The 25,777-nt window shown below is 60.6% G+C and carries 21 protein-coding genes, 1 tRNA gene and 1 pseudogene; 13 read left to right on the top strand and 10 right to left on the bottom strand.

Annotated features, from left to right (window positions below; all coding sequences use genetic code 11):
• Nucleotides 1-130 precede the first annotated feature (130 nt).
• From Q9Q94_RS12680 to Q9Q94_RS12650, 7 genes and pseudogenes are all read right to left on the bottom strand, one after another.
• Nucleotides 131-679, bottom strand: a complete 549-nt coding sequence (locus Q9Q94_RS12680; RefSeq protein WP_305980448.1) for a chemotaxis protein CheW — start codon at nt 677-679, stop codon at nt 131-133.
• A 9-nt stretch (nt 680-688) separates the two neighbouring features.
• A complete protein-coding gene (locus tag Q9Q94_RS12675; RefSeq protein WP_305980447.1) occupies nt 689-2,296 on the bottom strand; it encodes a methyl-accepting chemotaxis protein in 1,608 nt (535 codons plus the stop codon).
• A 47-nt stretch (nt 2,297-2,343) separates the two neighbouring features.
• The gene (locus tag Q9Q94_RS12670) at nt 2,344-4,515 is read right to left on the bottom strand and encodes a chemotaxis protein CheA (RefSeq protein ID WP_305980446.1); all 2,172 of its coding nucleotides are present in this window, start codon (nt 4,513-4,515) and stop codon (nt 2,344-2,346) included.
• A gap of 2 nt (nt 4,516-4,517) precedes the next feature.
• Complete coding sequence (locus Q9Q94_RS12665) at nt 4,518-4,847, bottom strand: lipid asymmetry maintenance protein MlaB (protein ID WP_305980445.1); 330 nt, start codon at nt 4,845-4,847, stop codon at nt 4,518-4,520.
• Between the two features lie 24 nt (nt 4,848-4,871).
• Nucleotides 4,872-5,519: pseudogene (locus Q9Q94_RS18040) on the bottom strand (methyl-accepting chemotaxis protein); the annotation flags it as partial.
• A gap of 638 nt (nt 5,520-6,157) precedes the next feature.
• A complete protein-coding gene (locus Q9Q94_RS12655) occupies nt 6,158-6,523 on the bottom strand; it encodes a response regulator (protein ID WP_305980443.1) in 366 nt (121 codons plus the stop codon).
• A 257-nt stretch (nt 6,524-6,780) separates the two neighbouring features.
• Nucleotides 6,781-8,100, bottom strand: coding sequence for a hemolysin family protein (locus tag Q9Q94_RS12650; protein ID WP_305980442.1), 1,320 nt, complete (start codon nt 8,098-8,100; stop codon nt 6,781-6,783).
• Between the two features lie 196 nt (nt 8,101-8,296).
• Between Q9Q94_RS12650 and Q9Q94_RS12645 the strand changes: the two genes are divergently transcribed.
• Complete coding sequence (locus Q9Q94_RS12645; protein ID WP_305980441.1) at nt 8,297-8,593, top strand: hypothetical protein; 297 nt, start codon at nt 8,297-8,299, stop codon at nt 8,591-8,593.
• Nucleotides 8,594-8,678: 85 nt separating this feature from the next.
• On the top strand, nt 8,679-9,431 hold the full coding sequence (locus tag Q9Q94_RS12640; protein WP_305980440.1) for an SDR family oxidoreductase: 753 nt from the start codon (nt 8,679-8,681) through the stop codon (nt 9,429-9,431).
• A 68-nt stretch (nt 9,432-9,499) separates the two neighbouring features.
• Here the strand turns inward: Q9Q94_RS12640 and Q9Q94_RS12635 are convergent.
• Both Q9Q94_RS12635 and Q9Q94_RS12630 read right to left on the bottom strand, forming a co-directional pair.
• Nucleotides 9,500-9,576 (bottom strand) — tRNA-Pro (locus Q9Q94_RS12635).
• A 26-nt stretch (nt 9,577-9,602) separates the two neighbouring features.
• The gene (locus Q9Q94_RS12630; RefSeq protein ID WP_371929856.1) at nt 9,603-10,571 is read right to left on the bottom strand and encodes a polyprenyl synthetase family protein; all 969 of its coding nucleotides are present in this window, start codon (nt 10,569-10,571) and stop codon (nt 9,603-9,605) included.
• Nucleotides 10,572-10,717: 146 nt separating this feature from the next.
• Between Q9Q94_RS12630 and rplU the strand changes: the two genes are divergently transcribed.
• The 6 genes from rplU (at nt 10,718) to Q9Q94_RS12600 (ending at nt 17,879) form a co-directional block, all read left to right on the top strand.
• On the top strand, nt 10,718-11,029 hold the full coding sequence (rplU, locus tag Q9Q94_RS12625) for a 50S ribosomal protein L21 (protein WP_305980439.1): 312 nt from the start codon (nt 10,718-10,720) through the stop codon (nt 11,027-11,029).
• 17 nt (nt 11,030-11,046) lie between these two features.
• The gene (rpmA, locus tag Q9Q94_RS12620) at nt 11,047-11,313 is read left to right on the top strand and encodes a 50S ribosomal protein L27 (protein WP_305980438.1); all 267 of its coding nucleotides are present in this window, start codon (nt 11,047-11,049) and stop codon (nt 11,311-11,313) included.
• Between the two features lie 106 nt (nt 11,314-11,419).
• Entirely contained in the window at nt 11,420-12,565 is a 1,146-nt protein-coding gene (cgtA, locus tag Q9Q94_RS12615; RefSeq protein WP_305980437.1) for an Obg family GTPase CgtA, read from the top strand.
• Nucleotides 12,566-12,649: 84 nt separating this feature from the next.
• The gene (gene proB, locus Q9Q94_RS12610) at nt 12,650-13,765 is read left to right on the top strand and encodes a glutamate 5-kinase (protein ID WP_305980917.1); all 1,116 of its coding nucleotides are present in this window, start codon (nt 12,650-12,652) and stop codon (nt 13,763-13,765) included.
• A 269-nt stretch (nt 13,766-14,034) separates the two neighbouring features.
• On the top strand, nt 14,035-15,921 hold the full coding sequence (locus Q9Q94_RS12605) for a PAS domain-containing protein (protein WP_305980436.1): 1,887 nt from the start codon (nt 14,035-14,037) through the stop codon (nt 15,919-15,921).
• A gap of 71 nt (nt 15,922-15,992) precedes the next feature.
• Nucleotides 15,993-17,879, top strand: coding sequence for a PAS domain-containing protein (locus Q9Q94_RS12600; RefSeq protein WP_305980435.1), 1,887 nt, complete (start codon nt 15,993-15,995; stop codon nt 17,877-17,879).
• A 218-nt stretch (nt 17,880-18,097) separates the two neighbouring features.
• Here Q9Q94_RS12600 and Q9Q94_RS12595 read toward each other — a convergent pair whose 3' ends face one another.
• Nucleotides 18,098-18,457, bottom strand: coding sequence for a hypothetical protein (locus Q9Q94_RS12595; RefSeq protein ID WP_305980434.1), 360 nt, complete (start codon nt 18,455-18,457; stop codon nt 18,098-18,100).
• 43 nt (nt 18,458-18,500) lie between these two features.
• Between Q9Q94_RS12595 and Q9Q94_RS12590 the strand changes: the two genes are divergently transcribed.
• From Q9Q94_RS12590 to Q9Q94_RS12570, 5 genes are all read left to right on the top strand, one after another.
• A complete protein-coding gene (locus Q9Q94_RS12590; protein WP_305980433.1) occupies nt 18,501-19,319 on the top strand; it encodes a glycoside hydrolase family 6 protein in 819 nt (272 codons plus the stop codon).
• 183 nt (nt 19,320-19,502) lie between these two features.
• Complete coding sequence (gene leuS / locus Q9Q94_RS12585) at nt 19,503-22,130, top strand: leucine--tRNA ligase (RefSeq protein ID WP_305980916.1); 2,628 nt, start codon at nt 19,503-19,505, stop codon at nt 22,128-22,130.
• 94 nt (nt 22,131-22,224) lie between these two features.
• Nucleotides 22,225-22,722, top strand: a complete 498-nt coding sequence (gene lptE, locus Q9Q94_RS12580; RefSeq protein ID WP_305980432.1) for an LPS assembly lipoprotein LptE — start codon at nt 22,225-22,227, stop codon at nt 22,720-22,722.
• Between the two features lie 8 nt (nt 22,723-22,730).
• Nucleotides 22,731-23,741: a DNA polymerase III subunit delta gene (holA, locus tag Q9Q94_RS12575; RefSeq protein WP_305980431.1), complete on the top strand. Its 1,011-nt coding sequence runs from the start codon at nt 22,731-22,733 to the stop codon at nt 23,739-23,741.
• A gap of 179 nt (nt 23,742-23,920) precedes the next feature.
• Nucleotides 23,921-25,561 (top strand): methyl-accepting chemotaxis protein, encoded by a 1,641-nt coding sequence (locus Q9Q94_RS12570; protein WP_305980430.1) that lies wholly within the window; start codon nt 23,921-23,923, stop codon nt 25,559-25,561.
• Nucleotides 25,562-25,777: the final 216 nt, after the last annotated feature.

Here is a 25,777-nt window from a genome sequence, read left to right as displayed (position 1 = left end):
CATCCAGCCTTGATCTTCAACAACTACCTCTGCAGACGTCCGTGCGGCGCAGGTTTTCAAGGCACCCCATCGAAGACCGACCATGCAGGCGGCTCTCCATCAAGCAGATGCATGCAGCCCTCTCAGGCATTCAAGCGGCCACGGCTTCACTTTCCCGATTGTCCTGCAGGCTGCCGTGCAGGGCTCCGAGAGCCGCGAGTTCGTCAAGCGACAGCACATGATTGACACTCAGGATGATGACGAACTGCTCATTCACCTTGCCCATTCCGGAGATGAAGTCGGTACGGATGTTGGCGCCAAAGCTCGGTGGCGGCTCGATCTGCGCGTCAGGGATTTCGAGCACCTCACAGACTGCGTCGACCACCACGCCGATATCATGACGCTCGCCTTCGGCCAGCATTTCGATGATGACGATGCAGCTGCGCCGGGTGATCTCGCTGCCACCGCGCCCGAAACGGGCGGACAGGTCGACAACCGGAACGACCGAGCCGCGCAGATTGATCACCCCACGAATGTGCTCGGGCATCATCGGGATGGTGGTGAGCTTGCCGTACTCGATGATCTCCTTGATCGCCAGAATGCCGATGGCAAACAGCTCACCGCGCAGCATGAAGGTGAGGTACTGGGCGTTGTCCTCCGCCGCGGCCCGCACCGCAGCTGCCGGAACGAGATTGCTCATGGTCGTCTCCTAATAGCGCACGAAATCGCCCTCTGAGGGCTCGATGCCTGAAGCAGTCCGCACCGTGCGGCGCGTGGAACGCATGGCCTTGTCGGCTACGCCCGGCGTAGCGCTGCCACCCGTCACCTTGAAGAAAGCCATCAGCTGCTGCAGCTGCTCGGCCTGCCCGCTCATTTCCTCGGCCGTAGCGGCAAGCTCTTCGGACGCTGAAGCGTTTTGCTGGGTCAGTTGTGAAAGCTGCCCCAGCGCAGTATTGATCTGGCCAACACCGCCGGACTGCTCGGTCGAGGCTGCGGCTATTTCCTGCACCAGCTCGGCGGTTTTCTGAATCGATGGCACGATTTCGTCGAGCAAGCTGCCTGCCTTGCCGGCGAGTTCGACACTGCCACCGGCCAGTTCGCCGATCTCCTGCGCCGCGACCTGACTGCGCTCGGCCAGCTTGCGCACCTCGGCCGCCACCACCGCGAAACCTTTGCCATGCTCGCCGGCACGCGCTGCTTCGATGGCCGCATTCAGCGCCAGCAGATTGGTCTGGTAGGCAATGTCGTCGATGATGCCGATCTTGCCAGCGATCTGTTTCATCGCCTGCACGGTCTGGCTGACCGCCGCACCGCCTTCGTTGGCTTCAGTCGAGGCTTTCAGCGCCATGCTGTCGGTGACTTTGGCGTTCTGGGCGTTCTGGGCAATCGAGCTGCTCATTTCCTCCATCGACGCCGAGGTTTCCTCGACACTGGCGGCCTGTTCGCTGGATGCCTGCGACAGCGATTGCGAGGTCGCACTGATCTGGCCGGCTGCGCCGGAGAGGCTGTCAGCCGAGCTGCGCACCTCAGTAATGATCTGCGACAGTTTGTCAGTCATGGCCTGTATGGCGGTCAGCAGTTGCCCCACTTCATCAGCGCTGTCGATCTTGACCGAAGCGGTCAGGTCACCCTCGGCGATCCGGCTGGCGACATCCAGCGCAGCGCCGATAGGCCGGGTAATGCTGCGGGTAACCAGCCAGGCTGCGGCCCCGGCCAGAATCAAGGCGCCGAGAAACAGGCTGACGATCAGCACGATCGCATTCTTGGCCAGCACTTCGGCTTCTTTGCCCTCATCTTCCATGAGTTTGTTCTGATACTCGGTTATCGCCCCCAGAGAAGAGAAATAGGCATTCTGTTTGTCGCGCATGTCACCCAGCAGCAGCGCCGTCAGTTCGGCGCGTTTGCCTTCAGCCGCCAGCTTGATTGCCAGATCAAGCTGCACGCCATAGGCCGTACGCACCTCGACCAGACTCTTGAGCAACTCGCGCCCCCTGTCACTGGTAATGGTCTTGTCCAGCTTCTCCAGCGCTTCACCGACAGCCTTGCGAATCGGTGGAATGCGCGCGAGCTCCTTCTGGGCGATTTCGGGTTTGTCGACAAGGGCTGCATTGCGCACGATCCGGGCTACCTCGTTCAGGCCATTAACAACATCCTGAGCCCACACGGTCTTCGGGTAGCGGTCGTTGATGATGCTGTGGATATGCTCATTCAGGGTATTCAGCCGGGTATAGCTGACGACTGCAATCACTCCCATCAGTGCCACGACCAGACCAAACCCGACAGACAGTTTGGCCCCCAGTTTCAGGTTCTTGAACATGATGCAGCTCCTTCGTATGAATCCGTCTTGAACTTCTTTGCTCCGGCTCAGTGACTGGCCGTGCCCAGAGCTCTGCTTGATTTTTCCTGATCGACGGCCAGCCCGATCAGCGCTGGGACATCCAGAATCAGTGCGACCTCTCCACCACCCAGAATCGTCGACCCGGCCACTCCACGCAGCTTGTTGAAGATGCGTCCGAGGGGTTTGATCACGGTCTGGAATTCACCCATCAATTCATCCACCAGCAGGCCGGCCTTGCGCCCGCCATAGCGCACGACGACGATGTTTTCACGCCGTCCGGCCTGCCCGCCAATCTCCAGAAATTCACGCAGACGAATACAGGGCAACACCTCGCCACGCAGATTGATGTAATTGCGCCCGACGCTTTCATGACCACGCTCGATACATTCCTCGACCATTTCCAGTGGTACGACGTAGGCCGAGCCCCCCACCCCCATCAGGAAACCATCAATGATCGCGAGCGTGAGAGGCAAACGAATGCGGATCAGACTGCCTTCACCCTCACGGCTCTCGACGTCGACAGTGCCACGCAGGGCTTCGATATTCCGGCGCACCACATCCATGCCAACGCCACGGCCGGAGAGGCTGCTGACCTGTTCTGCCGTAGAAAAACCGGGCTCGAAAATGAGCCTGCAGAGATCGGCGTCCGATAGCTCGGCATTCGCCGCGATCAGGCCGCGCGCAATCGCTTTGTCACGGATTTTCTGCCGATTGAGCCCGCCACCATCGTCAGAGACCTCTATCACGACACTGCCTGACTCGTGATAGGCATTCAGACCGAGCTGACCACGCGCAGGTTTGCCCCGCGCCAGACGCTGCCCGGCACTTTCGATGCCGTGGTCCATGGCATTGCGTACCAGGTGCATGAGCGGATCACCGATCTTGTCGACCACGCTTTTGTCGAGTTCGGTGTCCTCGCCGCGGATCTGCAGTTCGATGTCCTTGCCGATTTCCTTCGACACGTCGCGCACCACACGCTGGAACCGCGTGAATACATCGCCGATCTGCACCATGCGCAAGCGCAGGGCACTATCACGCACCTCTTCAACAAGGCGCGAGATGGTCGATGTCGCCTCGCTCATCACCGGATCGTGCGAACGCTGGGCCTGCATCGAGGCCGCTGAGCCGGCAATCACCAGTTCGCCGACCAGATTTATAAGGTGATCAAGTTTGTCGGCGTGCACTCGAATCAGCTGTGCTTCCTGGGCCTTCTTTTCGCTGATCTGTGCCTGCTTGCTGACTGCAGCCTCGACCAGCTCTTTCTGCACCACCTGCTGCCCAACCAGGATCGCCCCGAGCGGCGCCGGAGCCGGTTCGTCGGTAATGTCCTGCTGTTGCAAGGAAAGTCCGGCACGCAATTCCTGCTCGGTAAGCACCCCTGCCCTCACGAGAATTTCGCCCAGACGCAGATTGTCTTCCGGCAAGCTCATGATGAGATCGATGTAATCATTGATCCGGCTGTCTGGTGGCAGTATGTGCAGCAGGCAACTGTCACGTACGAATTCGAACACGCGTTCGATCTTTTCCTTGCTGGTATCGGAGCGGAAATCGATCTCGAAACCGAGATAACAGCTCTCGGGGTCCATCTCGGCGGCAGGTGGCAATGCCTCGGTCAGCGTCGTGATATGGGCTATCTCGCCAAAGCTGGCGAGATAACGGATGAAAGACAGTGGATCCATGCCCTCACGTAGCACGTTCTCGCCGAAACGGATCGAAACGTGCCAGCAGTCGTGGCCAATCAGGCTGCCCCGCGCACTACGCACGGCTTCATCCACAGCAACCAGAGCACTGCCGGCAGGCGGCACAGCTTCGCTTCCCGTCACCTTGTGCAGTAACGCGTGCAAGGCTGCACTCTGCTCCAGCAAGGCCTGCGAAGGCTGACTGGTTTCATCAACGACAAAAGGCAGCAGTGCGCGTACCTGATCAATACAGCTGAACATCAGATCAAGCAAAGCACTTTCGACTCCCAGACGCCCCTCACGTACGTCATCCAGCACGTTTTCGAGAACGTGTACGAAACTCTCAATGAAGCGGCACTCGATGATGCCGGCGCCTCCCTTGATGGTATGCACGGCACGGAAAATGGCATTGATGAGATCAGGATTGGAGGTATCCTTTTCCAGCGCCAGCAGGCTCTCGTCAAGCACGGTGAGAAGCTCGTTGCATTCGGCGATAAAGGCTTCACGTACCGGGTCCATGGCTAGCTCCCTGTTGCAACGGTATCAGCCGGAATCAGCAATGGATCGCCAAACCAGCCCACCATGCCGCACAAATCCAGAGCTTCCCGCACCTCATCGCTGTGCGCCACAAGCCGGAGTTCATGCCCGCGTCTGGCGGCCTCGCGCTTGGCGAGCACGAGAACCTGCAGTCCCGCCGTATCCAGCTCCTCGACTTTGAGCAGGTCCAGCTCGACTTGGCTGGCAGTCTCGACCGCCTGAAGCAGCTGGGTCTTGATGCCCGCTGCACTGTAGATGTTCAGGCCGCCCGCGAGGACGATGCGTTCAACTGGATTGCTTGCCGTTTCTGTCATGTCCACAGCTCCTGCCTGAATCGTTCAGAACAACTCCACTTTGGGCCCGCTACTGGATGTCGGGCTTCCTTGTCCCAGAGCCTGAACATGTGCATCACGCTGCCCATCCATCACATAGCCGGAGAACATCTGGTCCAGGGTTTCAGCCAGGGGTTTTAGCGGTGGCGCCTCCTGACTTGAGGGGTCAAGTATTCCGGCCATTTGCGCCAGATGCCCCGCCAACCCCTGCATCGCGCCAACCACATGTTCGACCTGCTGCCGTGTCACATCCTGAAACTGAATGTCTGCCATCACATCCATGAAGGTACGGGTCAAATCCTCGCTGGTGGTCCGCAGCAGTTCCACCGTCTCGCACTCGCGCATGACCAGATAGTTGTAGCGCACCCCCATTTCGGTGAGCTGGCTTTCGAAATCTTTCAGCGTGACAACCTCTTCCTTCTGCACGTCGTGTGAGAGAGCCTCGGCAAACTGTTCCTCGACACTATTGGCCATCTTGAGGATGCCATCACGGATCTGCACCACGGCTTGCTCGGTCTGCACGGAAAGCTTGCGCACCTCGTCGGCAACTACGGCAAAGCCTCGTCCGGCCTCACCGGCACGCGCGGCTTCGATCGCCGCGTTCAGCGCCAGCAGATTGGTCTGGCCGGCAACGTGCTTGATCAGATCAACCAGACTGCCCAACCCGCGCGCATCTGCCACGATCTCGGCAATCTTGCGCTGCTCTTCAGAAGCCTCATCCACGCGCTCCGAGATATAGCGCTGCATCTGATCAACCCGGCTCTGGTTCTGTGCCATTCCCTCACGCGAGGTACTCATCAGGTGCTCAGATTCCGAATGGAAGCCCGCGATGTAATCGTTCAGATCACTCAGTTTTGCATCCACCTTTTGCAAGCGCTCCATGATACGCATCGCTGCAGCCTCGGTCGCGGTGCTGACAGCCCCCAATTGCTGGCGCACCACCCCTTGGAACGAAGGAAAACGGAGTAATTCCTCGCGGACCGGCAAAACTCGTTTCTGCCAGGTCTGCAGCAGGTCAGTCTCGGTTTTCTTGCCTTGTGAGGTCAAACCAAAAGCGGGATCACGGAAAAGAATCAGCGACACAGCAAATTGCACAGCAAAAGCCAGCAACACAGCCAGCTCGACCACCAGCAGAGCAGCCCCCCTGGAAGAAAGGCTAAACCAGTTCTGCAGTCTGGGGTTGAGCCAGTCGAAGCCCAGCCAGGCACAAAAGCCGATCACTGCGGCAGTGCCCAGAGAAACCAGCGACACACGCAAAATGAAGCAGCGATGGCAATCAAGCGGCTGTGTGTTCATTTCATGACCAGCTTGATGGTGGAGGTAAGTTCATCAGCCGTAACCGGTTTGACCAGCCAGCCAGAAGCACCAGCAGCCTTGGCTTCGGCCCGTTTGGCCTGCTGCGACTCAGTGGTCAGGAACAGGATCGGCACGAACTTGAGCATGGGCAGCAAGCGAACCTGTTTGATGAACTCGATACCGTTCATGCCCGGCATGTTCAGATCAGTGATGATCAGATTGGGACGTAGTGTGTCCTTGAGAAGTTTGAGCCCTTCATCACCCGAAGCCGCCTTGTGCACTTCGTAGCCCGCTTTGCCAAGAATGCTCGAAGTACTGAGCAGTACGGTGGCCGAATCATCCACCAGCAGTATCGATTTCATGAATTCCCCCGCTACTTGGCTTGTCGACGCGGCGGCATTGCCGGCGCTACACATACCAGCACCGTAACGACATCCTCCGCCGTATCTAAAGCCAGTTTTGTAGTGTCATCGCACAATTACGGAGCGCTTGCCCATGCGGGCAGGCTTGCCCTGCGAAGCCGGACAAAAAGAAGAAGAGCCACGTCTGGCGTGGCTCTTCGAGGAGAAAGGGAGAAAAACACGCCAATGGCAGCAACCAGAGGCGGAGAATGCAAACCCTAACTGTCGCTGCTCTGTTCGTCCCTGGAGGTGGGGATGGCGAGCACGGTCAGCAGTACCTTGTCGACCCGGTGACGATCCATATCCATAACCTCAAAGCGCATGCCCAAGCATTCGAAATGATCTGCAACGCGTGGGACGCGGCCAAGTTGATGCATCACGAAGCCACCAATGGTGTGAAATCCCCCGGTATCGGAGCCAGGCAATTCGTCCACGTCGAACGTGTCACAAAAACGCTCAACCGTCATGGAAGCATCCAGCAGCCAGCTGCCGTCTTCACGCTGCACCACATCGGAGTCGATTTCTTCGTTGTCAGCAGGCAGTTCGCCAACGATGGAGGTCAGCACATCCGTCAGGGATACCACCCCTTCCATATCGCCATACTCGTCAACAACCAGCGCGAACTGACCGCGAGTCTTGCGGAAATTCTCGAGCAGCTGTGAGGTTGTAACCGTATCCGGCACAAACAATGCGGGGCGGATGGCCGCCTCGACATCCAGGGCATCGCCCTTGAGCGCAGGTTTGAGCAAATCAGCCACATGCAACACACCGAGTACGTTTTCCAGGCCACTCCGGCATACAACCAGACGTCCGTATTCGCTGTCTGCGATCGTCCGGCGAACCTCTTCCGGCTCATCCAGATCAACAAACATCACGTCTTTGCGCGGAGTCATGATCGTGCCGATACGCTGCTCATCCAGACGCAAAACGTTGGACACGATTTCCTGCTCGCTCTCATGGAACACACCAGCCTCGGCCCCTTGCTCCATCAGCACCTTGATCTCTTCGTCGGTAACTGGCGGCTCGCCGGAGCGCCGGGCATTGAAGGGCCGCAGGATCAGATCTCCCGAGAAGGAGAACAACCAAACCAGAGGACGCGTTGCACGGGCCAGCGCAGTCATCGGTGGAGCAATGATGGAAGCGATGGTTTCCGGAGCCAGCAGGGCCAGACGCTTGGGAACCAACTCGCCGATCACCACTGACAGATAGGTGATGAACACGACAACCAAACCTACCGACATCGGGCGCGCATAGTGTTCAAGCACGGCAAAGGTGTTCAACCACTCAGCTATCGGGGTGGCAAGAGCATCTTCCCCCACTACACCGCTGAGAATCCCGATTGAAGTAATGCCGACCTGAACGGTCGACAGGAAGCTGGACGGGTCGTCATGCAAACGCAGAGCTGCTTTGGCTCCATGCGTGCCGTCATCGGCCAGCTTCTGCAAACGCGCCTTGCGTGAAGACACAACAGCTATCTCGGCCATGGCGAAAACGCCATTCAGCACGACCAGCAACAACAAGGCCAAGGCCAGACTCATATGCTTCGCCGGCCTGTACCGGCGAGGATTGAACGAGCGCGGAGAATAGCACGCACATCAGCCATGCGTCGCGTCACCAGATGAATTTGTTGCAGATCAACAACTTGCACTAGTTTGCAATTTAACACTGGCAACAAAGTACAGGTTTACCCTAGATTCATTCTTTTTGGTTTGCAGCCAGAACTTACTCCGCGACATGAGCTTCCAGATTGAATCAACCAGCCACTGCCCCAGCGGCCTCGCGCCGCGCTGGTCCTGGTGGATCCGCGGCATCCATGGCAGTCGGCGCTACGGTATTGTTGGCACCGACGAGCAAGGCTACGGTCTGTATTTGTTCAATCATCACGCCAATCACGCTCCCAACCGGGAAGCACTGGTCTCCACTACGGAATTCAGCCTGTCCGGCAATGTCAGTCGCGCCGAAGCCATTACCCGACTGACCCAGGCTCTCATCACGCTTGGCTGGCAACAGCCAGGCCTGCAATCCACCTGACCTTGCTGCAACCCAGCTGGATACCTGACACCCGATTGCGTTAGGCTTCATCCTCTTCTCTGGATAAGGTTCACAGGAGCACTCCATGATCGTATTTGTTACCGGCGCCACCGCCGGATTCGGCGCAGCCATCACCCGGCGCTATCTACGTGAGGGCCATCACGTCATTGCGGTTGGCCGTCGCGCCGAGCGCCTGCAAGCTTTACAGGAAGAGTTTTCCGGATTGCCACTACACACTGCAGTACTTGATGTGCGCGACAAGAACGCCGTCAATGCAGTGCTCGCCGATCTGCCCTCCGGATTCACCGCCATTGACGTCCTGATCAACAATGCCGGGCTGGCTCTTGGGCTGGAGCCCGCTCAGCGCGCCTCGCTCGACGACTGGGAACAGATGGTGGACACCAACGTAAAAGGGCTCATGTACATGACCCACGCGCTGTTACCCGGCATGGTCGAGCGTGGAGGCGGGCACATAGTCAATCTCGGATCAGTCGCAGGTCACTACCCCTACCCCGGCGGTAATGTGTATGGTGCAACCAAAGCTTTTGTCCGCCAGCTCAGCCTGAATCTGCGTGCTGATCTCGTTGGCATGCCCGTGCGCGTCACCGATATTGCGCCCGGCATGTGCAGCGGCACCGAGTTCTCGACGGTGCGCTTTCACGGCGACGAAACCAAAGCCGCCGGCGTCTATGCGAATACCGTTGCGCTGAGCGCCGATGATGTCGCCGAAGCGGTCTACTGGAGTACCGCACTGCCTGCCCATGTAAACATCAACTTCATCGAGTTGATGCCGACCAGCCAAGGGTGTGGACCTTTCAGCATCGTACGCACCGCTTAGCAGACCCGACAGAAAGCAAAAAAGCCACGCATTTGCGTGGCTTTTTTGTCGGCAATTCAGCCGTATTCTGGTCGGGGTGAGAGGATTCGAACCTCCGGCCTCTACGTCCCGAACGTAGCGCTCTACCAGGCTAAGCTACACCCCGTTATTTCTTGCTGTTGCTGCGGCACATCAAAATTTTCGCGCAACTGCGAAAGAACATAATTGTAGCAGGCTATCCTTGAAAATGGAAGCCGGCAAATCAGAAATCAACTCAGCCGCCTGATCAGCCTCATGTTGAGCAAACATGCAGGTGGCCTCCAGCGCACCGCTGCTCTTGACCGCCTCAATCACCTCGGGAAAAGCTTCGCGCCCCCCTTCTTCAATCGCCTGGCGCACCAATGCAGCCTGCGTCGTCGTGCCGTGCTGCATCACATGAATCAGCGGCAAGGTCGGCTTGCCTTCAGCCAGATCGTCACCCAGATGCTTGCCCGTCGCCTCTTCGTCTCCGGAATAATCCAGCACATCGTCGATCAACTGGAACGCCGTTCCGATATGCCGGCCAAATGCAGCCAGGCGATCCTGCCCGGCAACATCCTGACCACCAAGAATGGCGCCCAGACGCGTCGCCGCTTCAAACAGCATCGCTGTCTTGTAATGGATAACCTGCAGATAGGCTTCAACCGTCACATCGGCATTGTGAACGTTCATCAACTGCAGCACTTCCCCTTCCGAAATCACATTGGTTGCGTCAGCCAGGACACGCATCACACGCATGTCTTCAACTTCAACCATCATCTGGAAGGAGCGCGAATACAGGAAGTCGCCGACTAGGACAGCAGCCGCGTTACCGAACATGGCATTCGCCGTGCTGCGCCCACGGCGCAGGTCAGACTCATCCACCACGTCATCATGCAGCAGTGTGGCGGTATGGATGAATTCGATTACAGCCGCCAGTTCATGATGATGGGTGCCCCGATAGCCGAGTGCATTTGCCACCATCAGGAGCAGCGCCGGGCGCATGCGCTTGCCTCCGGCGCTGATGATATATTCGGCGACCTGACGGATCAGGACGATGTCAGAATGCAGACGCTTGCGAATGACGCCATTGACCGCTTCCATGTCGGCGGCGAGCGGTGCGTAGAGTTGTTCGAGTTGCAAGGCGGGCACGCAGGGGCTTGGGGAAAGGCGCGATGGTATGAGGAGCGCCGCAGCACCGTCAAGACGCAAGCAGATTAGCCTTGACTTTCCCCTTCTGAATCAACATAATCCTTGGTTTTCCACGCTCTTTGTAATTGGAGTCCAACATGTACGCGGTCATAAAAACCGGTGGCAAGCAGTATCGCGTTGCCGCTGGCGAAAAAATCAAAGTAGAACAGATACCTGCAGACGTTGGCACTGAAATCACGCTGGACCAGATTCTGATGGTCGGCGAAGGCGATTCCGTGAAAATCGGCGCGCCGCTGGTTGCTGGTGCAAGTGTCAAGGCTACTGTTCTGTCGCAAGGTCGTCACGCGAAGATCGAGATCTTCAAGATGCGTCGTCGCAAGCACTACCAGAAGCACCAGGGTCACCGTCAGAACTACACCGAAATCCGCATCGACGTGATTTCGGCCTAAGCAGGAGCTAATACGCCATGGCACACAAAAAGGCAGGCGGCAGTTCACGTAACGGCCGCGACTCAGAATCGAAACGACTCGGCGTCAAGCGCTACGGTGGTCAACTCGTCCTCGCAGGCAACATTCTTGTTCGCCAGCGCGGTACCGAATACCACCCGGGCGAAAACGTCGGCATCGGCAAGGACCACACCCTGTTCGCACTCAAGACGGGTCGCGTGCAGTTCGTAATCAAGGGCGCCAACCGCCGTCGCACGGTTCAGATCGTTCCGGAAGTCCAGGCTTAATCAGCTTCCGCGCGATTGCAGGAAAGCCCCTTCGCGCCGCGTTGGGGCTTTTTGTTTTTGAGCCTGTCGCAGGCTCACCCGCAGTAATCATTCCGGACTACACAACATGAAGTTTTACGACGAAGCACGCATTGAAGTATTCGCCGGCGATGGTGGCAACGGCAATGCCTCGTTCCGTCGCGAAAAGTTCATCCCCCGCGGTGGCCCCGATGGTGGTGACGGTGGCCGTGGTGGCAGCATCTACGCCGTGGGCGACCGCAACCTGAATACCCTCGTGGATTTCCGCTACACCCGCTCCTTCCGTGCCGAACACGGCGAAAAAGGCGGCAGCACCGACTGCTACGGCAAGGGCGGCGAGGATATGACGCTGCACATGCCGGTCGGCACGCTGATCAAGAATCACGAGACCGGCGAACTGATTGCCGATCTGGATGAAGACGGCAAGCGCGTGCTGATCGCCCAAGGCGGCAAGGGAGGTCTGGGCAACATCCATTTCAAGAGCAGCACCAACCGCGCCCCGCGCCAGAAAACCAATGGCGAGCCGGGCGAGCAGTTCAGCCTCGCCCTCGAACTCAAGGTGCTGGCGGACGTCGGCCTGCTCGGCATGCCCAACGCCGGCAAATCCACCTTCATTCGCGCCGTCTCGGCAGCCAAGCCCAAGGTCGCCGGTTACCCCTTCACCACACTCGCGCCAAATCTGGGCGTTGTGCGTACCAGCGAAGGTCGCAGCTTCGTCATCGCCGACATCCCCGGCCTGATTGAAGGCGCCGCCGAAGGCTTGGGCCTCGGCCACCGTTTCCTGCGCCACCTGCAACGCACCAACGTGCTACTGCACCTCGTCGACCTCGCGCCCTTCGATCCGGAAGTCGATCCGGTTCACGAAGCCAAAGCCATCGTCGAAGAACTGCGCAAGTACGACGAACTGCTCTACCAGAAGACCCGCTGGCTGGTTCTCAACAAGCTCGATCTGATTCCCGAGGAAGAACGCGAGACCCGCATCCGCGCCTTCCTCGATGCCTACGGCGAGCCGGAACGCTGGTTTGCCATCGCTGGCATCAATGGCGAAGGTTGCCAAAAGCTGATCTTCGCGATTCAGGACTTCCTCGACGCTCAGCCCAAGCTCACGCCAGAAGAAAAACTGGCGGCCATCAATGGCGGCCCGGAAGCCTTCCCCATCGGCTCGGATGATGATGACGATGAGGACGACGACGAGGATGATGATTACGACGGCGAGATCATTTACGCTCGCTGATCGTTTGAAACCTTAGGGTGCGCACTGCGCACCATCCTGCTCTCAACCCTTGCACGACGGTGCGCGGTGCGCACCCTGAACACCATGCGCAACGCCATTCGCAACGCCCGCCGTCTCGTCGTCAAAGTAGGCTCCGCCCTCGTCACCAACAACGGTGCCGGTCTGGATCTGGCCGCCATCGGCGACTGGGCCCGGCAGATCGCCGCCCTGCGCGCCGAAGACCGCGAGATCGTGCTGGTGTCCAGCGGAGCGATTGCCGCTGGCATGCAGCGTCTGGGCTGGAGCGAGCGCCCGGCTGAAACCCACGCCCTGCAAGCCGCCGCCGCGGTTGGCCAGATGGGGCTGGCGCAGGCTTACGAAGGTGCGTTCAACCAGTACGGCCTGAAGACCGCGCAGCTTCTGCTGACCCACGCGGATCTGGCCGATCGCCTGCGTTACCTGAATTCGCGCTCCACACTATCCACCTTGCTGGGACTGGGCGTGGTGCCGATCATCAATGAAAACGACACGGTCGTGACCGACGAAATCAAGTTCGGCGACAACGACACGCTGGGCGCGCTGGTTGCCAATCTGATCGAAGCCGATGCGCTGATCATCCTCACCGACCAGAAAGGCCTGTACACCGCCGACCCGCGCCGCGACCCGGCCGCCACGCTGATCAGTGAAGGTCAGGCCGAAGACCGTCAATATGAGGCCATGGCCGGCGGCGCCGGCAGCGGCATCTCGCGCGGCGGCATGATCACCAAGATCCGCGCGGCGCAACGCGCCGCCCGCTCCGGTGCGCACACCCTGATCGCGTCGGGACGCGAAACCGATCCGCTGCTGCGTCTGGCAAGGGGCGAAGCCCTCGGCACCCTGCTCTACGCCAGCAGCACGCCGCTGGCCGCCCGCAAACAGTGGCTGGCAGACCACCTGCAACTGGCCGGCTCGCTGGTGCTTGACGAAGGCGCGGTCAAAGCACTGAAAGGCGGCGCCAGTCTGCTGCCGATCGGCGTAGTGAGTGTGGAAGGCGAATTCGGTCGTGGCGCTGCGGTTGCCTGTCGCGACCAGACTGGCGCCGAGCTGGCGCGCGGGCTCACCAACTACGCCAGTTCAGAGGCGCGGCGGATCGCCCGTCATGCCAGCAGCGAGATTGAAACCCTGCTCGGCTACGTTGAAGAGCCAGAGCTGATCCACCGGGACAATCTCGTCTTGCGTTGAAAGCCGTCCCGCAGCATCAGCCTGAAAACCCGCTCCTGACAAGCCTCTTCAGCCGCCCATCGGGGAAAGCCTTGTCCATGCTTGTTCTGCAGCAAGCCAGCCTGCAGACCCTTGCCCCAAGCCGCTCTCCAGCCAGGCCCTGACGACTTCCTGGTAACCGGTTGCGGCCCTGCCCTCTTGAACGCCGCTTTCGCACTCAAGCCCCGTGCGCCCGGCGACGTTAACCTGCACACCCGCCGCCCCCTGGCAATGCCTTGCGCGAGGTCTGCATGCCCTCTCGGTTTCTCCTCCTGTCTCTGCTGCTCGCCCTGATCTCGGCGGAGCCAGCCAACGCTGGCGCGGCCGGGGAGCTGCTGGTCGACGGCGATCCACATATCCTTGTCGCCGCCGGACTGCTGCTCTTCGTCGCACTGGTCTGGCGCCTGTGGCGATGCAAACAGGCAGACGCGGCTCAGCAAGCGGCCCTTGATGTCGTCGGTCTGGCCTTGATGACGCTGAACGACGTGCAACAGATCCGCAGTCTGAGCAGCGCATTCCGTGCACTGGTGGGTATTCCAGCCGATGTACACAGCCTGCGCGATTTCCCTCCCGCCTGGAAAGGCTGGCTGGAGAGCCATGCCCACCAGGCGCTGAAGCACGGCAAATCCACTCCGGAAGAGCGCCTCTTCGCTCCCGCAGAAGATGCGCCGGCCATGCTCCTGCGCCTGAGCGCCACCCGCCTGCGCGATGCCTATGGCAAGTCCGGCGTACTGCTATGGTGCGAGAACCTGGCCGCCAGCAACGAAAGCGTCAGTGCCGCACTGGAACACGAACACACCCTGCGCACCCGCTCGCAACGCTTCATCCAGACCCTGATTGATGTGATCCCGCGCCCTGTTTATGTCAAGGACGACACGGGTCGCTACACGCTGGCCAATGAGTCCTTCTGCGCCGCACACGGCATTTCCAGAGACAAACTGCTTGGCCACCGGGCAGATGAAGTCGGACTCAGCAGCCTGAATGCCCAGACGATAGCGCTGGAGGACGCGCGGGTCATGGCAGGCGCCCCGATCTTCAAGGAGGAATTCACGGCCAGCCCGGAGAAACCCGGAGAAGACCGCTACATCATTGTCAGCAAGCAAAGCTGTGTCGACCCGGAAGGACGTCGGGTGCTGGTCGGCACCCACATCGACATCACGCCCTGGCGGTTGGCCGAGCGCGATCTGCAGGCCGCCCTCAGACGCGAGACGGAAAAACACCACCGCACCCTGACTTTCGTACAACGCCTGCTCGACGTTTTCCCCAACCCGGTCTGCCTGAAGGATGCCAACAGCCGCTATGTCATGGTCAATGAAGCCTTCGTGCAAAGCCGGGGCAAGAGCCGCGAAGAACTGCTGAACCACGACGCCGCACAGATCGCACAGGCGGTAGTCTCCCTCAGCTCCGGTCTGTTGCCCGAAGCGGAGCGGCGCGCCAGCCGATCACTTCAGGAAGATCAGGCCGTACTCGCCGGCACCCCGCTGCGCAAGGAAGAAAACAACAGCCCCGACCAGAACGGCGTCCTCCACGATCGCATCGTGACCAAAACCGCCTGCGAAGACCCGGACGGACACCCGATAATCGTCGTTTCGATGTTCGACATCACCGACATGCGCAATGCCCAGCGCGAACTGGATCGCGCCCTGCAACGTGAAAGCCGGCAGATGGAACACATGCGCGAATTCCTGCAGCGCGTGATTGACATGATCCCGCAGGAGTTGTGCATCAAGGATGCCGACAGCCGCATCCTGCTGGTCAATCCGGTCTATCTGCGCCACCGTCATCTGCATGATGCGGCCGAAGTCATCGGTCGCACCGCACCGGAAATTGGCGACGCTCATCTCGACCTCGACCCCTGGCTGCGCGAGCATCCGGCAGACCTTGCCCAAGCAAAGGCTGCGCTGCAGCAACGCTGGGCAGAAGCCCGCGCGGAAGATCTTGAGGCTCTGGCCGGGAAGGCCGTCGTCAAGGAAGTTCGACGTCGCAGACCTGGCGACGCAGAAGATCACAGCGTTGTCATCGCCAAGACGGCATGTACCGACATGAGCGGGCGGCAGGTCATCGTCTGCGTCAGTCATGATCTGACAGAAATGAATGAAGTTCTGAACCTGCCCCGGCATGGCAGCTCTGCGCCCTGAAATAAGGCGCCGTGACCTGCCGGCAGGTTTGTGTAACAGTGTGGATGGAAGGATAAAAACGGGAAGGCCTCATGAACAGACAGCGAATACTGGCAGGAGGGCTGATTGCGTTCGGCGTGGCCGTTCTGGCATGGCTGCTGGCCTTGCCGGGCTGGCTGGCAGCCCCGCTCACTGCGCTGCTCATGCTCCTGCTTCTCCGGCACATCCTGCAGCAGCAGGAGCAGGCACTGCAGGACAGCCTGGCGGCAGCGCGCCAGGCACTGCTCGGCAGCGCCCTGCCCGCTCTGTTGCTGGACTCCACGGGTCACGTGCAGGAAACCAACCCGGCCTTTCTGGCGCTGGCCGGGCTGCCTCCGGACTGCCTCCCTGGCGCACTCTGGTCTGCACTACCGCAAACCTGGCAAGCGTTCATCAGCACGCAGCACCAGCAAGCACTCGCCGGCACTGGCCACAGCACCGAGACCCTGCTGCCCCGTACGCAAGGCTCGGTCCTTCTGCGCGTTCATGCACAGCCCTTGCGTGCGCCCGACGGGGCTCGCCAGATACTGCTGCAGTGGGAGAACCTGAGCGGCAACAACCAGAGCCTGGACCAATTGCTGGCGCGCGAACAGATCCTCCTGACCCGCAGCCAGGCCTTTGTGCAAACGCTGATAGATGTCATCCCGCAGCCCGTCTACATCAAACGTGTAGAGAACGGCGGCAGTCATTACACACAGTTCAACACTGCTTTCTGCGCCCTGTACAACCGCAGGCGTGAAGATCTGGTCGACATCAGCACCTTTGACCTGTTCAGCGACCCGGCCCGTGCTTCGATGGCCAATCAGGAAGATCTGCGCGTGCTCGACGGCATGTCGGTTTTCCGCGAGGAGCAGATCACTGACGAACAGACCGGCAAGGAGCGTGTCTTCATCGTCTGCAAACAGGCCTGCGAAGACGCCGAAGGCCGCGCCGTCATCGTCGGCACGAATATCGACATTACCCCCTGGCGCATGGCCGAGCGCAATCTCAAACTGGCCCTGCAGCGCGAGGTAGATCATCGCGAGCGGGTCCAGTCTTTCGTTCAGCGCCTGATCGACGTGATCCCCCAGCCGGTACACGTCAAGGATTCGCACTGTCGTTATCTGATGGTCAACGAAGCCTTCGTGCGCGAACGCGGACGTTCGCGCGAAGAGCTGCTGGGCAAGGACCCGGTCCAGGTGGCCCAGCTGATGATTGGCGCCCGCCTGGGAACACAGGATGGCGAGCGCGAGCGGGCGCTGCTATCGCTGCAGGAGGATCGCGAAGTGCTCGCCGGCGAAACCCTGGTCAAGGAAGAACACAATTTCCACTCCATCACCGGAGCCGAGCGCTTTCGCACCGTTTACAAGGGGGGCTGTCTTGATGCCGAAGGCCAGCCGGCGATTGTCACGGCCTTCTTTGATGTCACCAAATGGCGTCTGGCAGAGCGCGACCTGAGCCAGGCACTGGAACGCGAAAAAGCCCTGCTTGAACGCACCCGGGCCTTCACACGGCGTCTGATCGACCTGATTCCCGACGAGTTCTACGTCAAGGACGCGGACAGCCGCTATCTGCTGGCCAACCAGACCTTCCTGAACCACCGCCGCTTGCACTCGCTGGACCAGATCATCGGCCGCAGCATGGAAGAGGTCGCCATCGCCATGTGCGAAGCCAACCCCGAATACCATGATCAGCCGGAACTGCTGGCCGGTGCCATTGCCGACCACCGGTTGCGCGCCCAACAATCCCGCGAGGAAGACCTGGCCGTTCTGGCCGGTCAGAATCTGCTCAAGGAAGACCACCACATCCTGCCGCACACCGGCGAGGAACGCTTCTTCCTGGTGGCCAAAACCGCCTGCGAAGACGCCGAAGGCCGTCCAGTCATCGTCTGCGCCAACTTCAACATCACCCCACTGCGTCTGGCGGAGCGGGAACTGCAGACGCTCAAGAACAAGGCCTGAGGACAACCCCGTCAAGACCCGCGCCTGAACAGGATCTTCAGACCATCCCCCTGCAGACTGGCGTCCGATCAACCTCTTCAGCATGCCTGCTCTGAAATGCAGTACGGAAGCGGGTCTGCAAGCAAGTGCCGGTCAATAAGACCACGCCAAATGGATGCCGGCCACGCCTCGGCAGCAGGCCAGTTGTCGGACAAACACCTACTTAGTTGTTAAATAAATCACACTTTGCGGGTCTTCAGCCATTTTTGCAGCCCGCTCATGCACGCACCCCGTCTCCGATCCGTTTCCAGCGCCCTGCCGGTGCTCCTGTGTCTGTTGCTCGCCGCCTGCGGCGGTGGTGGTGGTGGTGGAGGCGAGAGTTCTGGTAGCTCGTCGGGCAGTGGTGCTGCGTCTGGCTCTTCGTCAAGCTCGTCCTCTTCCAGCAGCTCGTCGAGTTCATCCTCAAGCTCCAGTTCTTCGTCTTCGAGCTCTTCATCTTCAAGTTCGTCGTCGAGCTCGTCGTCGAGTTCCTCTAGCTCCTCTTCATCGAGCTCATCCTCGTCCAGTTCCTCCGGCAGCGGCAACCCGGTTTCGCTCACCAGCGGTTTCTATGTCGACCCGAACTCGCAGGCCAAGGTCTGGGTGGCGGCCAATTCCGGCGATTCGCGCACCGCGTCGATCAACAGCGCCATCGCCAGCCAGGCCACCGGCAAATGGTTCGGCGGCTGGAGCGGCGACATCGGTTCTGCCGTGAGCAGCTACGTGACCGCCGCCAGCAGCGCCGGCAAGCTGCCCATCCTGATCGCCTACAACATCCCGAACCGCGACTGTGGCTCTTACAGCGCCGGCGGTGCCAGCGGTGGCGATGCCTACAAGACCTGGATCTCGGCCTTCGCCAGCGCCATCGGAACCAAGCCGGCGCTGGTGATCCTGGAGCCGGACGCACTGATGCAGCTCGACTGCCTGCCCTCGGACGCCGATCGCGCGGCACGTCTGGTCCTGCTGAACTACGCCGTCGACCAGTTCGCCGCCAACGCCAAGGGCGCCTGGCTGTACATTGACGCCGGCCACTCCAACTGGAAAACCCCCGACGAAACCGCCACGCGTCTGGTCAACGCCGGTGTGGCCCGCGCCCGTGGCTTTGCTCTGAATGTGTCGAACTACCGCGCCAGCAGCGAGCTCACCTCGCACGGTCAGGCCATCAATACCGCGCTGGTCGGCAAAGGCGTCAGCACGCGCCCCTTCGTGCTCGACACCAGCCGCAACGGCAACGGCCCGTTAGGCAGTGAATGGTGCGATCCGGCCGGACGCAAGATCGGCAGCGTGAGCCAGGTGCACACGCTGGGCGGCCAGCCGGAAATGTCGCTGTGGCTCAAAGCCCCCGGCGAATCGGACGGCTGCGCGGGAAGCGCCGGCAGTTTCGTGCCAGCACTCGCCTTCCGCCTGATCAGCGGCAGCTAAAACGCCTCTCTTCGCATCCGCATGGGGCGGACCTCTTCAGGCAGGCATGCTGAAGAAGTCCGCCCCGTGCGGCTTTTCAGGCAATGCTTGATGTGAGGCCAGAATCGATGGCCTGAGCGCAGCGCCGGCCTGCTAAAATGCGCGATTCGCAAAAAATCACAGACCGGGTCCGCCATGTCGTCCATGCAGGAAAAGTACGATCACACCGCCACCGAACAAGTCGCCCAGCAATTCTGGGAACGCACCGCCGCCTTCAAGGCCGTCGAGGATGCGAGCAAGCCCAAGTACTACTGCCTGTCGATGTTCCCGTACCCGTCCGGGAAGCTGCACATGGGCCATGTGCGCAACTACACCATCGGCGACGTACTGACCCGCTTCCACAAGATGCGCGGCTACAACGTGATGCAGCCCATGGGCTGGGACGCTTTCGGCCTGCCCGCCGAGAACGCCGCCATCGCCAACAAGGTGCCGCCTGCCAAGTGGACCTACGACAACATCGAATACATGAAGGGCCAGCTCAAGTCGCTGGGCTTTGCCATCGACTGGAGCCGCGAGCTCGCCACCTGCAAGCCTGACTACTACAAGTGGAACCAGTGGCTCTTCTTGCGCATGCTCGAAAAGGGCATCGCCTACAAGAAGACCCAGACCGTGAACTGGGACCCGGTCGACCAGACCGTGCTGGCCAACGAACAGGTCATCGACGGCCGCGGCTGGCGCACCGGTGCCGTGGTCGAGAAGCGCGAAATCCCCGGCTATTACCTCGCCATCACCCAGTACGCCAACGAGCTGCTGAACGATCTGGACACGCTGGACCAGTGGCCCGAGCGCGTGCGCCTGATGCAGGCCAACTGGATCGGCAAGAGCACCGGCGTGCGCTTCGCCTTCCCGCACGAGATCAAGGACGAGAGCGGTGCTCTGATCGGTGACGGCAAGCTGTGGGTATTCACCACGCGCGCCGATACCATCATGGGCGTGACCTTCTGCGCCGTCGCTGCCGAGCACCCGCTCGCCACTCACGCCGCCCAGAACAACCCGGAACTCGCCGCCTTCATCGCCAAGTGCAAATCCGGCTCGGTCATGGAAGCCGACATGGCGACCATGGAGAAGGAAGGCCTGCCGACCGGCCTCTTCGTCACGCATCCGCTCACCGGCGAACAAGTCGAAGTCTGGGTCGGCAACTACGTGCTGATGAGCTACGGCGATGGCGCGGTGATGGCCGTGCCGGCGCATGACGAACGCGATTTCGGCTTCGCCAAGAAATACAGCCTGCCGATCAAGCAGGTCGTTGCAGTCGGAGACAAGAGTTTCTCGACGGACGCCTGGCAAGAGTGGTACGGCAGCAAGGACGGCGCCTGCATCCACTCCGGCAAGTACGCTGGCCTCGGCTACGAAGCCGCGGTGAACGCAATTGCCGATGACCTCGCCGCCAAGGGTGCAGGCGAGAAGAAGACCCAGTGGCGCCTGCGCGACTGGGGCATCTCGCGCCAGCGTTACTGGGGCTGCCCGATCCCCATCATCCATTGCGACGACTGCGGCTCGGTGCCAGTGCCGGACGACCAACTGCCGGTGGTGCTGCCCGAAGACTGCGTGCCGGATGGCTCCGGCAATCCGCTGCACAAGCGCCCGGACTTCCTGAATGTGAACTGCCCATGCTGCGGCAAGCCTGCCCGCCGCGAGACGGACACCATGGACACCTTCGTGGATTCCTCTTGGTACTACGCCCGCTTCGCCACGCCCGGCAATGACGGCGCCATGGTGGATGAGCGCGTCAATTACTGGCTGCCGGTGGATCAATACATCGGCGGCATCGAACACGCCATCCTCCACCTGCTTTACTCGCGCTTCTGGACCAAGGTGATGGGCGACCTGAAGCTCGTGAATTACCGCGAGCCCTTCAAGCGCCTGCTCACCCAGGGCATGGTGCTGAACCACCTGTTCTCGCGCCGCTCCGACAAGACCGGCATCGAGTGGTTCGCGCCGGAAGAAGTCACGCTGCAGAAGGATGAGGCGGGTCGCGTCACGGGCGCTACGGCCGTGCGCGATGGCAACCCGGTCGATTACGGCGGTTTCGGCACCATGTCGAAATCCAAGCGCAACGGCGTCGACCCGAACGCGATGATCGAGCAGTACGGCGCCGACACCTCGCGCTTCTTCATGATGTTCACCGCGCCGCCCGAGCAGACGCTCGAATGGTCGGATGCCGGCATCGAAGGCTCCTACCGCTTCCTCAAACGCGTGTGGGCCTTCGGCCATGTCTTCGCCAGCCAGATCAAGCCGCAGATCCCCGGTCAGCGCAAACTCGCCAACACCAAGCTGCCGGACGATCTCGCCGCCTTGCGCCGCGAAATCCACCTGAACCTGAAACAGGCCAACTACGATCTGGGCAAGCAACAGTTCAACACGGTGGCCTCCTCGTGCATGAAGATGCTCAACGCACTGGAAAAAGCGCCTCGCGACACGGGTATTGCCGCCGAAGTCATTGAGGAATGCTTCGGCATCCTGCTGCGCGTGCTCTCGCCGATCACCCCGCACATCACCCACAGCCTGTGGGCCGTGCTGGGCTATGGCGAAGACATTCTCTCCGCCCAATGGCCGGAGCCGCTGGACGCCGCGCTGGTGCAGGACGAAATCGAGCTGGTGCTGCAAGTGCTGGGCAAGACGCGCGGCTCGGTGAAGGTACCGGCTGCTGCCGACAAGGCGACGATCGAAGCCCTCGCGGTTGCGTCCGAAGCCGCGCAGAAATTCATGGAAGGCAAGCCGGCGAAGAAAATCATCGTCGTGCCGGGCCGGCTTGTTAATATCGTTGTGTAATCCGTAGCCCGGACAAGGCGCAGCCGCCATCCGGGGTTTCAGGCAGATTCCCGGATGGCGCTTCGCTTATCCGGGCTACTACCGAAGGAAAAAAATGCTCCGCCGAATCCTGCTCGCAGTCCTGCTGGTCTCGCTCTCCGCCTGTGGCTTCCACCTGCGCGGCCCGCAACCGCTGCCATTTGCCACGCTGTATCTGGAAATGAACCAGTACTCGGATCTGGCCGCAGCCATCAAGCGCCAGATCGCCACCAGCGGCAGTACCAAAGTGGTCGACAAAGTGACTGACGCCGAGGTGCGCATGGTCGTGGTCAGGGATGCCAAGGAGAAACACATCCTGTCACTGTCCTCGACAGGGACGGTGCGCGAATACGAGTTGCGCCAGCGTTTCGGTTTCCGCCTGCTGGACAAGCAAGGCAAGGAAGTCATGCCGTTCAACGAGATCTACATCTACCGTAGCGTGACCTTCGCCACCGGCCAGGAACTGGCCAAGGAGCAGGAAGAAGCCCTGCTCTATCGCGACATGGAAAACGATCTGGTGCAGCAGCTGATGCGCCGTCTGGCCTCTGCGAAGCCTGCTCCGGCGACTCCCTGAGCTGACGCATGAATCTGCGTCCGGAACAACTGGCCACCCACCTGCAACGGGATCTGGCGCCGCTCTACGTGCTGCACGGCGACGAACCGCTGCTGGTCATCGAGGCGGCCGACGCGATCCGCGCCGCAGCCCGTCAGCAGGGAGTCACAGAGCGCGAGGTGCAGGTAACCCACCAGTACTTCAAGTGGGACGAGTTCGGCCTTTCCGCCGGCAATCTCTCGCTGTTCGGCGAGCGCAAGCTGATCGACCTGCGCATTCCCAATGGCAAACCCGGCAAACAGGGGGGCGAAGCCTTGACGCGCCTGGCGCGCGAACTCGATCCGCACGGCACCGACATCACCCTGATCACCCTGCCCCTGCTGGACTGGACGGTGCGCAAGGCGGTCTGGTTCACGGCGCTGAGCGAGGCAGGTACCGTCATCGAATGCAATGCCCCCGAGCTTGCCCAGCTGCCGCAATGGATCGCCGGCCGGCTGGCGCGCCAGCAGCAGAGCGCTGCACGCGATGCCCTGGAATTCATCGCCGGCCACGTTGAAGGCAATCTGCTCGCTGCGCATCAGGAAATCCAGAAGCTCGGTCTGCTCTACAACCCGGGCGAACTGACGCTGGAACAGGTTGAAGACGCCGTGCTGCACGTAGCGCGCTATGACACCGAGAAACTGCGCACCGCCTTGCTCGAAGGTGATGCGCCACGCTGTGCACGTTTGCTCGAAGGCCTCAAGGGCGAAGGCGCAGCAACGCCGTTGGTGCTATGGACCATGGCCAACGAGATCCGCACGCTGGCGAATGTGCGCGCCGCAATGGATGCAGGCCAGAGCGTGGATGCAGCACTGAAGGCCGAGCGCGTCTTCGGCCCACGCCAGAATCTGGTCAAACGCGCTGTGCAGCGCCTCAAGAGCGGCAGCCTGCGCGCGGCCCTGATGCACGCCGCTCGCGTCGACCGTCTGGCCAAGGGCCTGGGCAAAGGGGATGTGTGGGACGAATTCCTGCAGCTTGCCCTGCGCATACGCAGCCGCTGAAGCGAAAGCCCGTTTTCCTGCTCGCGACAACAGGATTGCCTTGCAGTTGTCCTGACACACGAATTGACTCAAGTAAGTGTTTTCCCTATCCGATAAAAGGGAATGCCTCTTCTTCGGCCATTGGTCATGACTTGCCAATCTTGCCGGCCAGCACAAGAGGCGTTTCCCCGGAGAAGAAAATGTTTGCTTTGTTAAGCCGCCTGAAGGTTAACACCCGTCTGGCCCTGCTGACAGCCATTGCGCTGGCAGGTTTTGTGATCTTTACCATCCTCGTCGTGATCGGTGTACAGCAGGCTGCCATGGAGCGTCACCGCGAACGCATCCAGCATCTGGTCAGTTCCGCAGTCAGTCTGGTCGACCATTATCAGAAGCAGGAAGCCAGCGGAAAACTGTCCCGTGAAGAGGCTCAGGCCAAAGCCAAAGAAGCCTTGCGGGCGCTGCGTTTCGGTGAAGAAGACTATTTCTTCGTCTACGACTACAAAGGCGTCATGGTGGCTCACGGCACCAATCCCTCACTGGAAGGTCAGTTGCAGACGGGTAAGCCGGATGCCAACGGCAAACTGTTCCGCGACGAAATGGTCAAGGCTGGCACCACCCGGGGGGCCGGATTTTCCGAATACGTTTTCGCACGACCCGGCAAGGACACGACACCGGTTCCCAAGCTCTCCTATGTCAAGGCCTTTGCTCCTTGGGAATGGCTGGTCTGCACCGGCGTGTATGTGGATGATGTGTCTGCTGCCGTGAGGCGCGAAGCCATCAGCTACAGCCTGTTGGCCTTGCTGATCCTTGGTTTGATGCTGACCGCCGGCTTCGTTATTTCGCGCAGCATCGTCAGCCAGCTCGGAGCGGAGCCCGCCAGCCTGATGGAGATCATGGGTCGGGCAGCCAACGGCGATCTGCGGCAGAAATTCGACACCACATCTCATCAAGACAGCGTCTTGCGCCGCCTCCAGCAGATGCTGGATGGGCTTTCCGGACTTGTCCGCACGATCCACATCATGGCCGGAGAGCTTCATGCCAATGCTGGTCGGGTCGCACAAACCTCGCATCAGGTTTCAGATGCCGCCACGCATCAATCCGAGGCCACCAGTACGATGGCTGCAGGCATCGAAGAGATGACCGTCGCGGTCAATCATATTGCTGACAGCGCCCGCCAGACCGAAAGCGAATCGCAACGTGCCGCAGAGCTTGGCATCGAAGGCGAGAGACGGGCAGCCAGTGCCGTCAGCGTGATTTCGGAAATATCCAGCACGGTCACCCAGGCTGGGGAGCGTATCGGCGGGCTGGTCAAACGCACCGATGAAATCGGCTCGATCGCCAGTGTGATCAAGGAAATCGCTGCGCAAACCAATCTGCTGGCACTCAACGCTGCCATCGAAGCCGCCCGCGCTGGCGAGCAAGGGCGCGGCTTTGCGGTAGTTGCCGACGAGGTGCGCAAGCTCGCCGAACGCACCACCCAGGCCACTGCCGAGATCAGTGGCATGGTTGAAGGCATCCAGAATGAAACCCGGGATGCCGTGCAAGTCATGGAATCTGCCGTACCACAGGCCCAGGCGGGAGTCGCCTCGACCAACGCCGCCGCCCAGTCATTGCGCGAAATGCGCATCAGTGCCGAAGGTACACTGGAGCGCATCCGCGAAGTCGCCGATGCGACCCGCGAGCAGGGGCTGGCCAGCAACAGCATCGCCCAGGAAGTCGAACGGATTGCCCAGATGGTGGAAGAAACCAGCCAGGCTGTGGCTGGTTCAGCCGAAACGGCGAGCCAGCTCGAAACCTTGTCGAACTCACTGCAGGCCGCCGTCAGCCGGTTCAGCGTCTGAGCACAGGAAACAGGCGGGGTGTGATGCCCCGCCCGCTGCCCCCCCCGTTACATTTCACCTGAAGCAATCCGCAAGCGCACCTCCCGAAGAGCCGCATCCAGCCTCGGTCTGCAACACCCGTGCCTGTACATCCTCCATGGGCGGGGCTTTTCAGCCTGCATGCCTGAAAAGGCTTGCTGCACGCCACGTTTCAGAATGCCCACACAGACATTCAAG

This window comes from Uliginosibacterium sp. 31-16 (assembly GCF_030730865.1).
In the GTDB taxonomy this organism is placed as follows: Bacteria; Pseudomonadota; Gammaproteobacteria; order Burkholderiales; family Rhodocyclaceae; genus Uliginosibacterium.
This window is presented reverse-complemented; position numbering and strand designations above follow the sequence as displayed.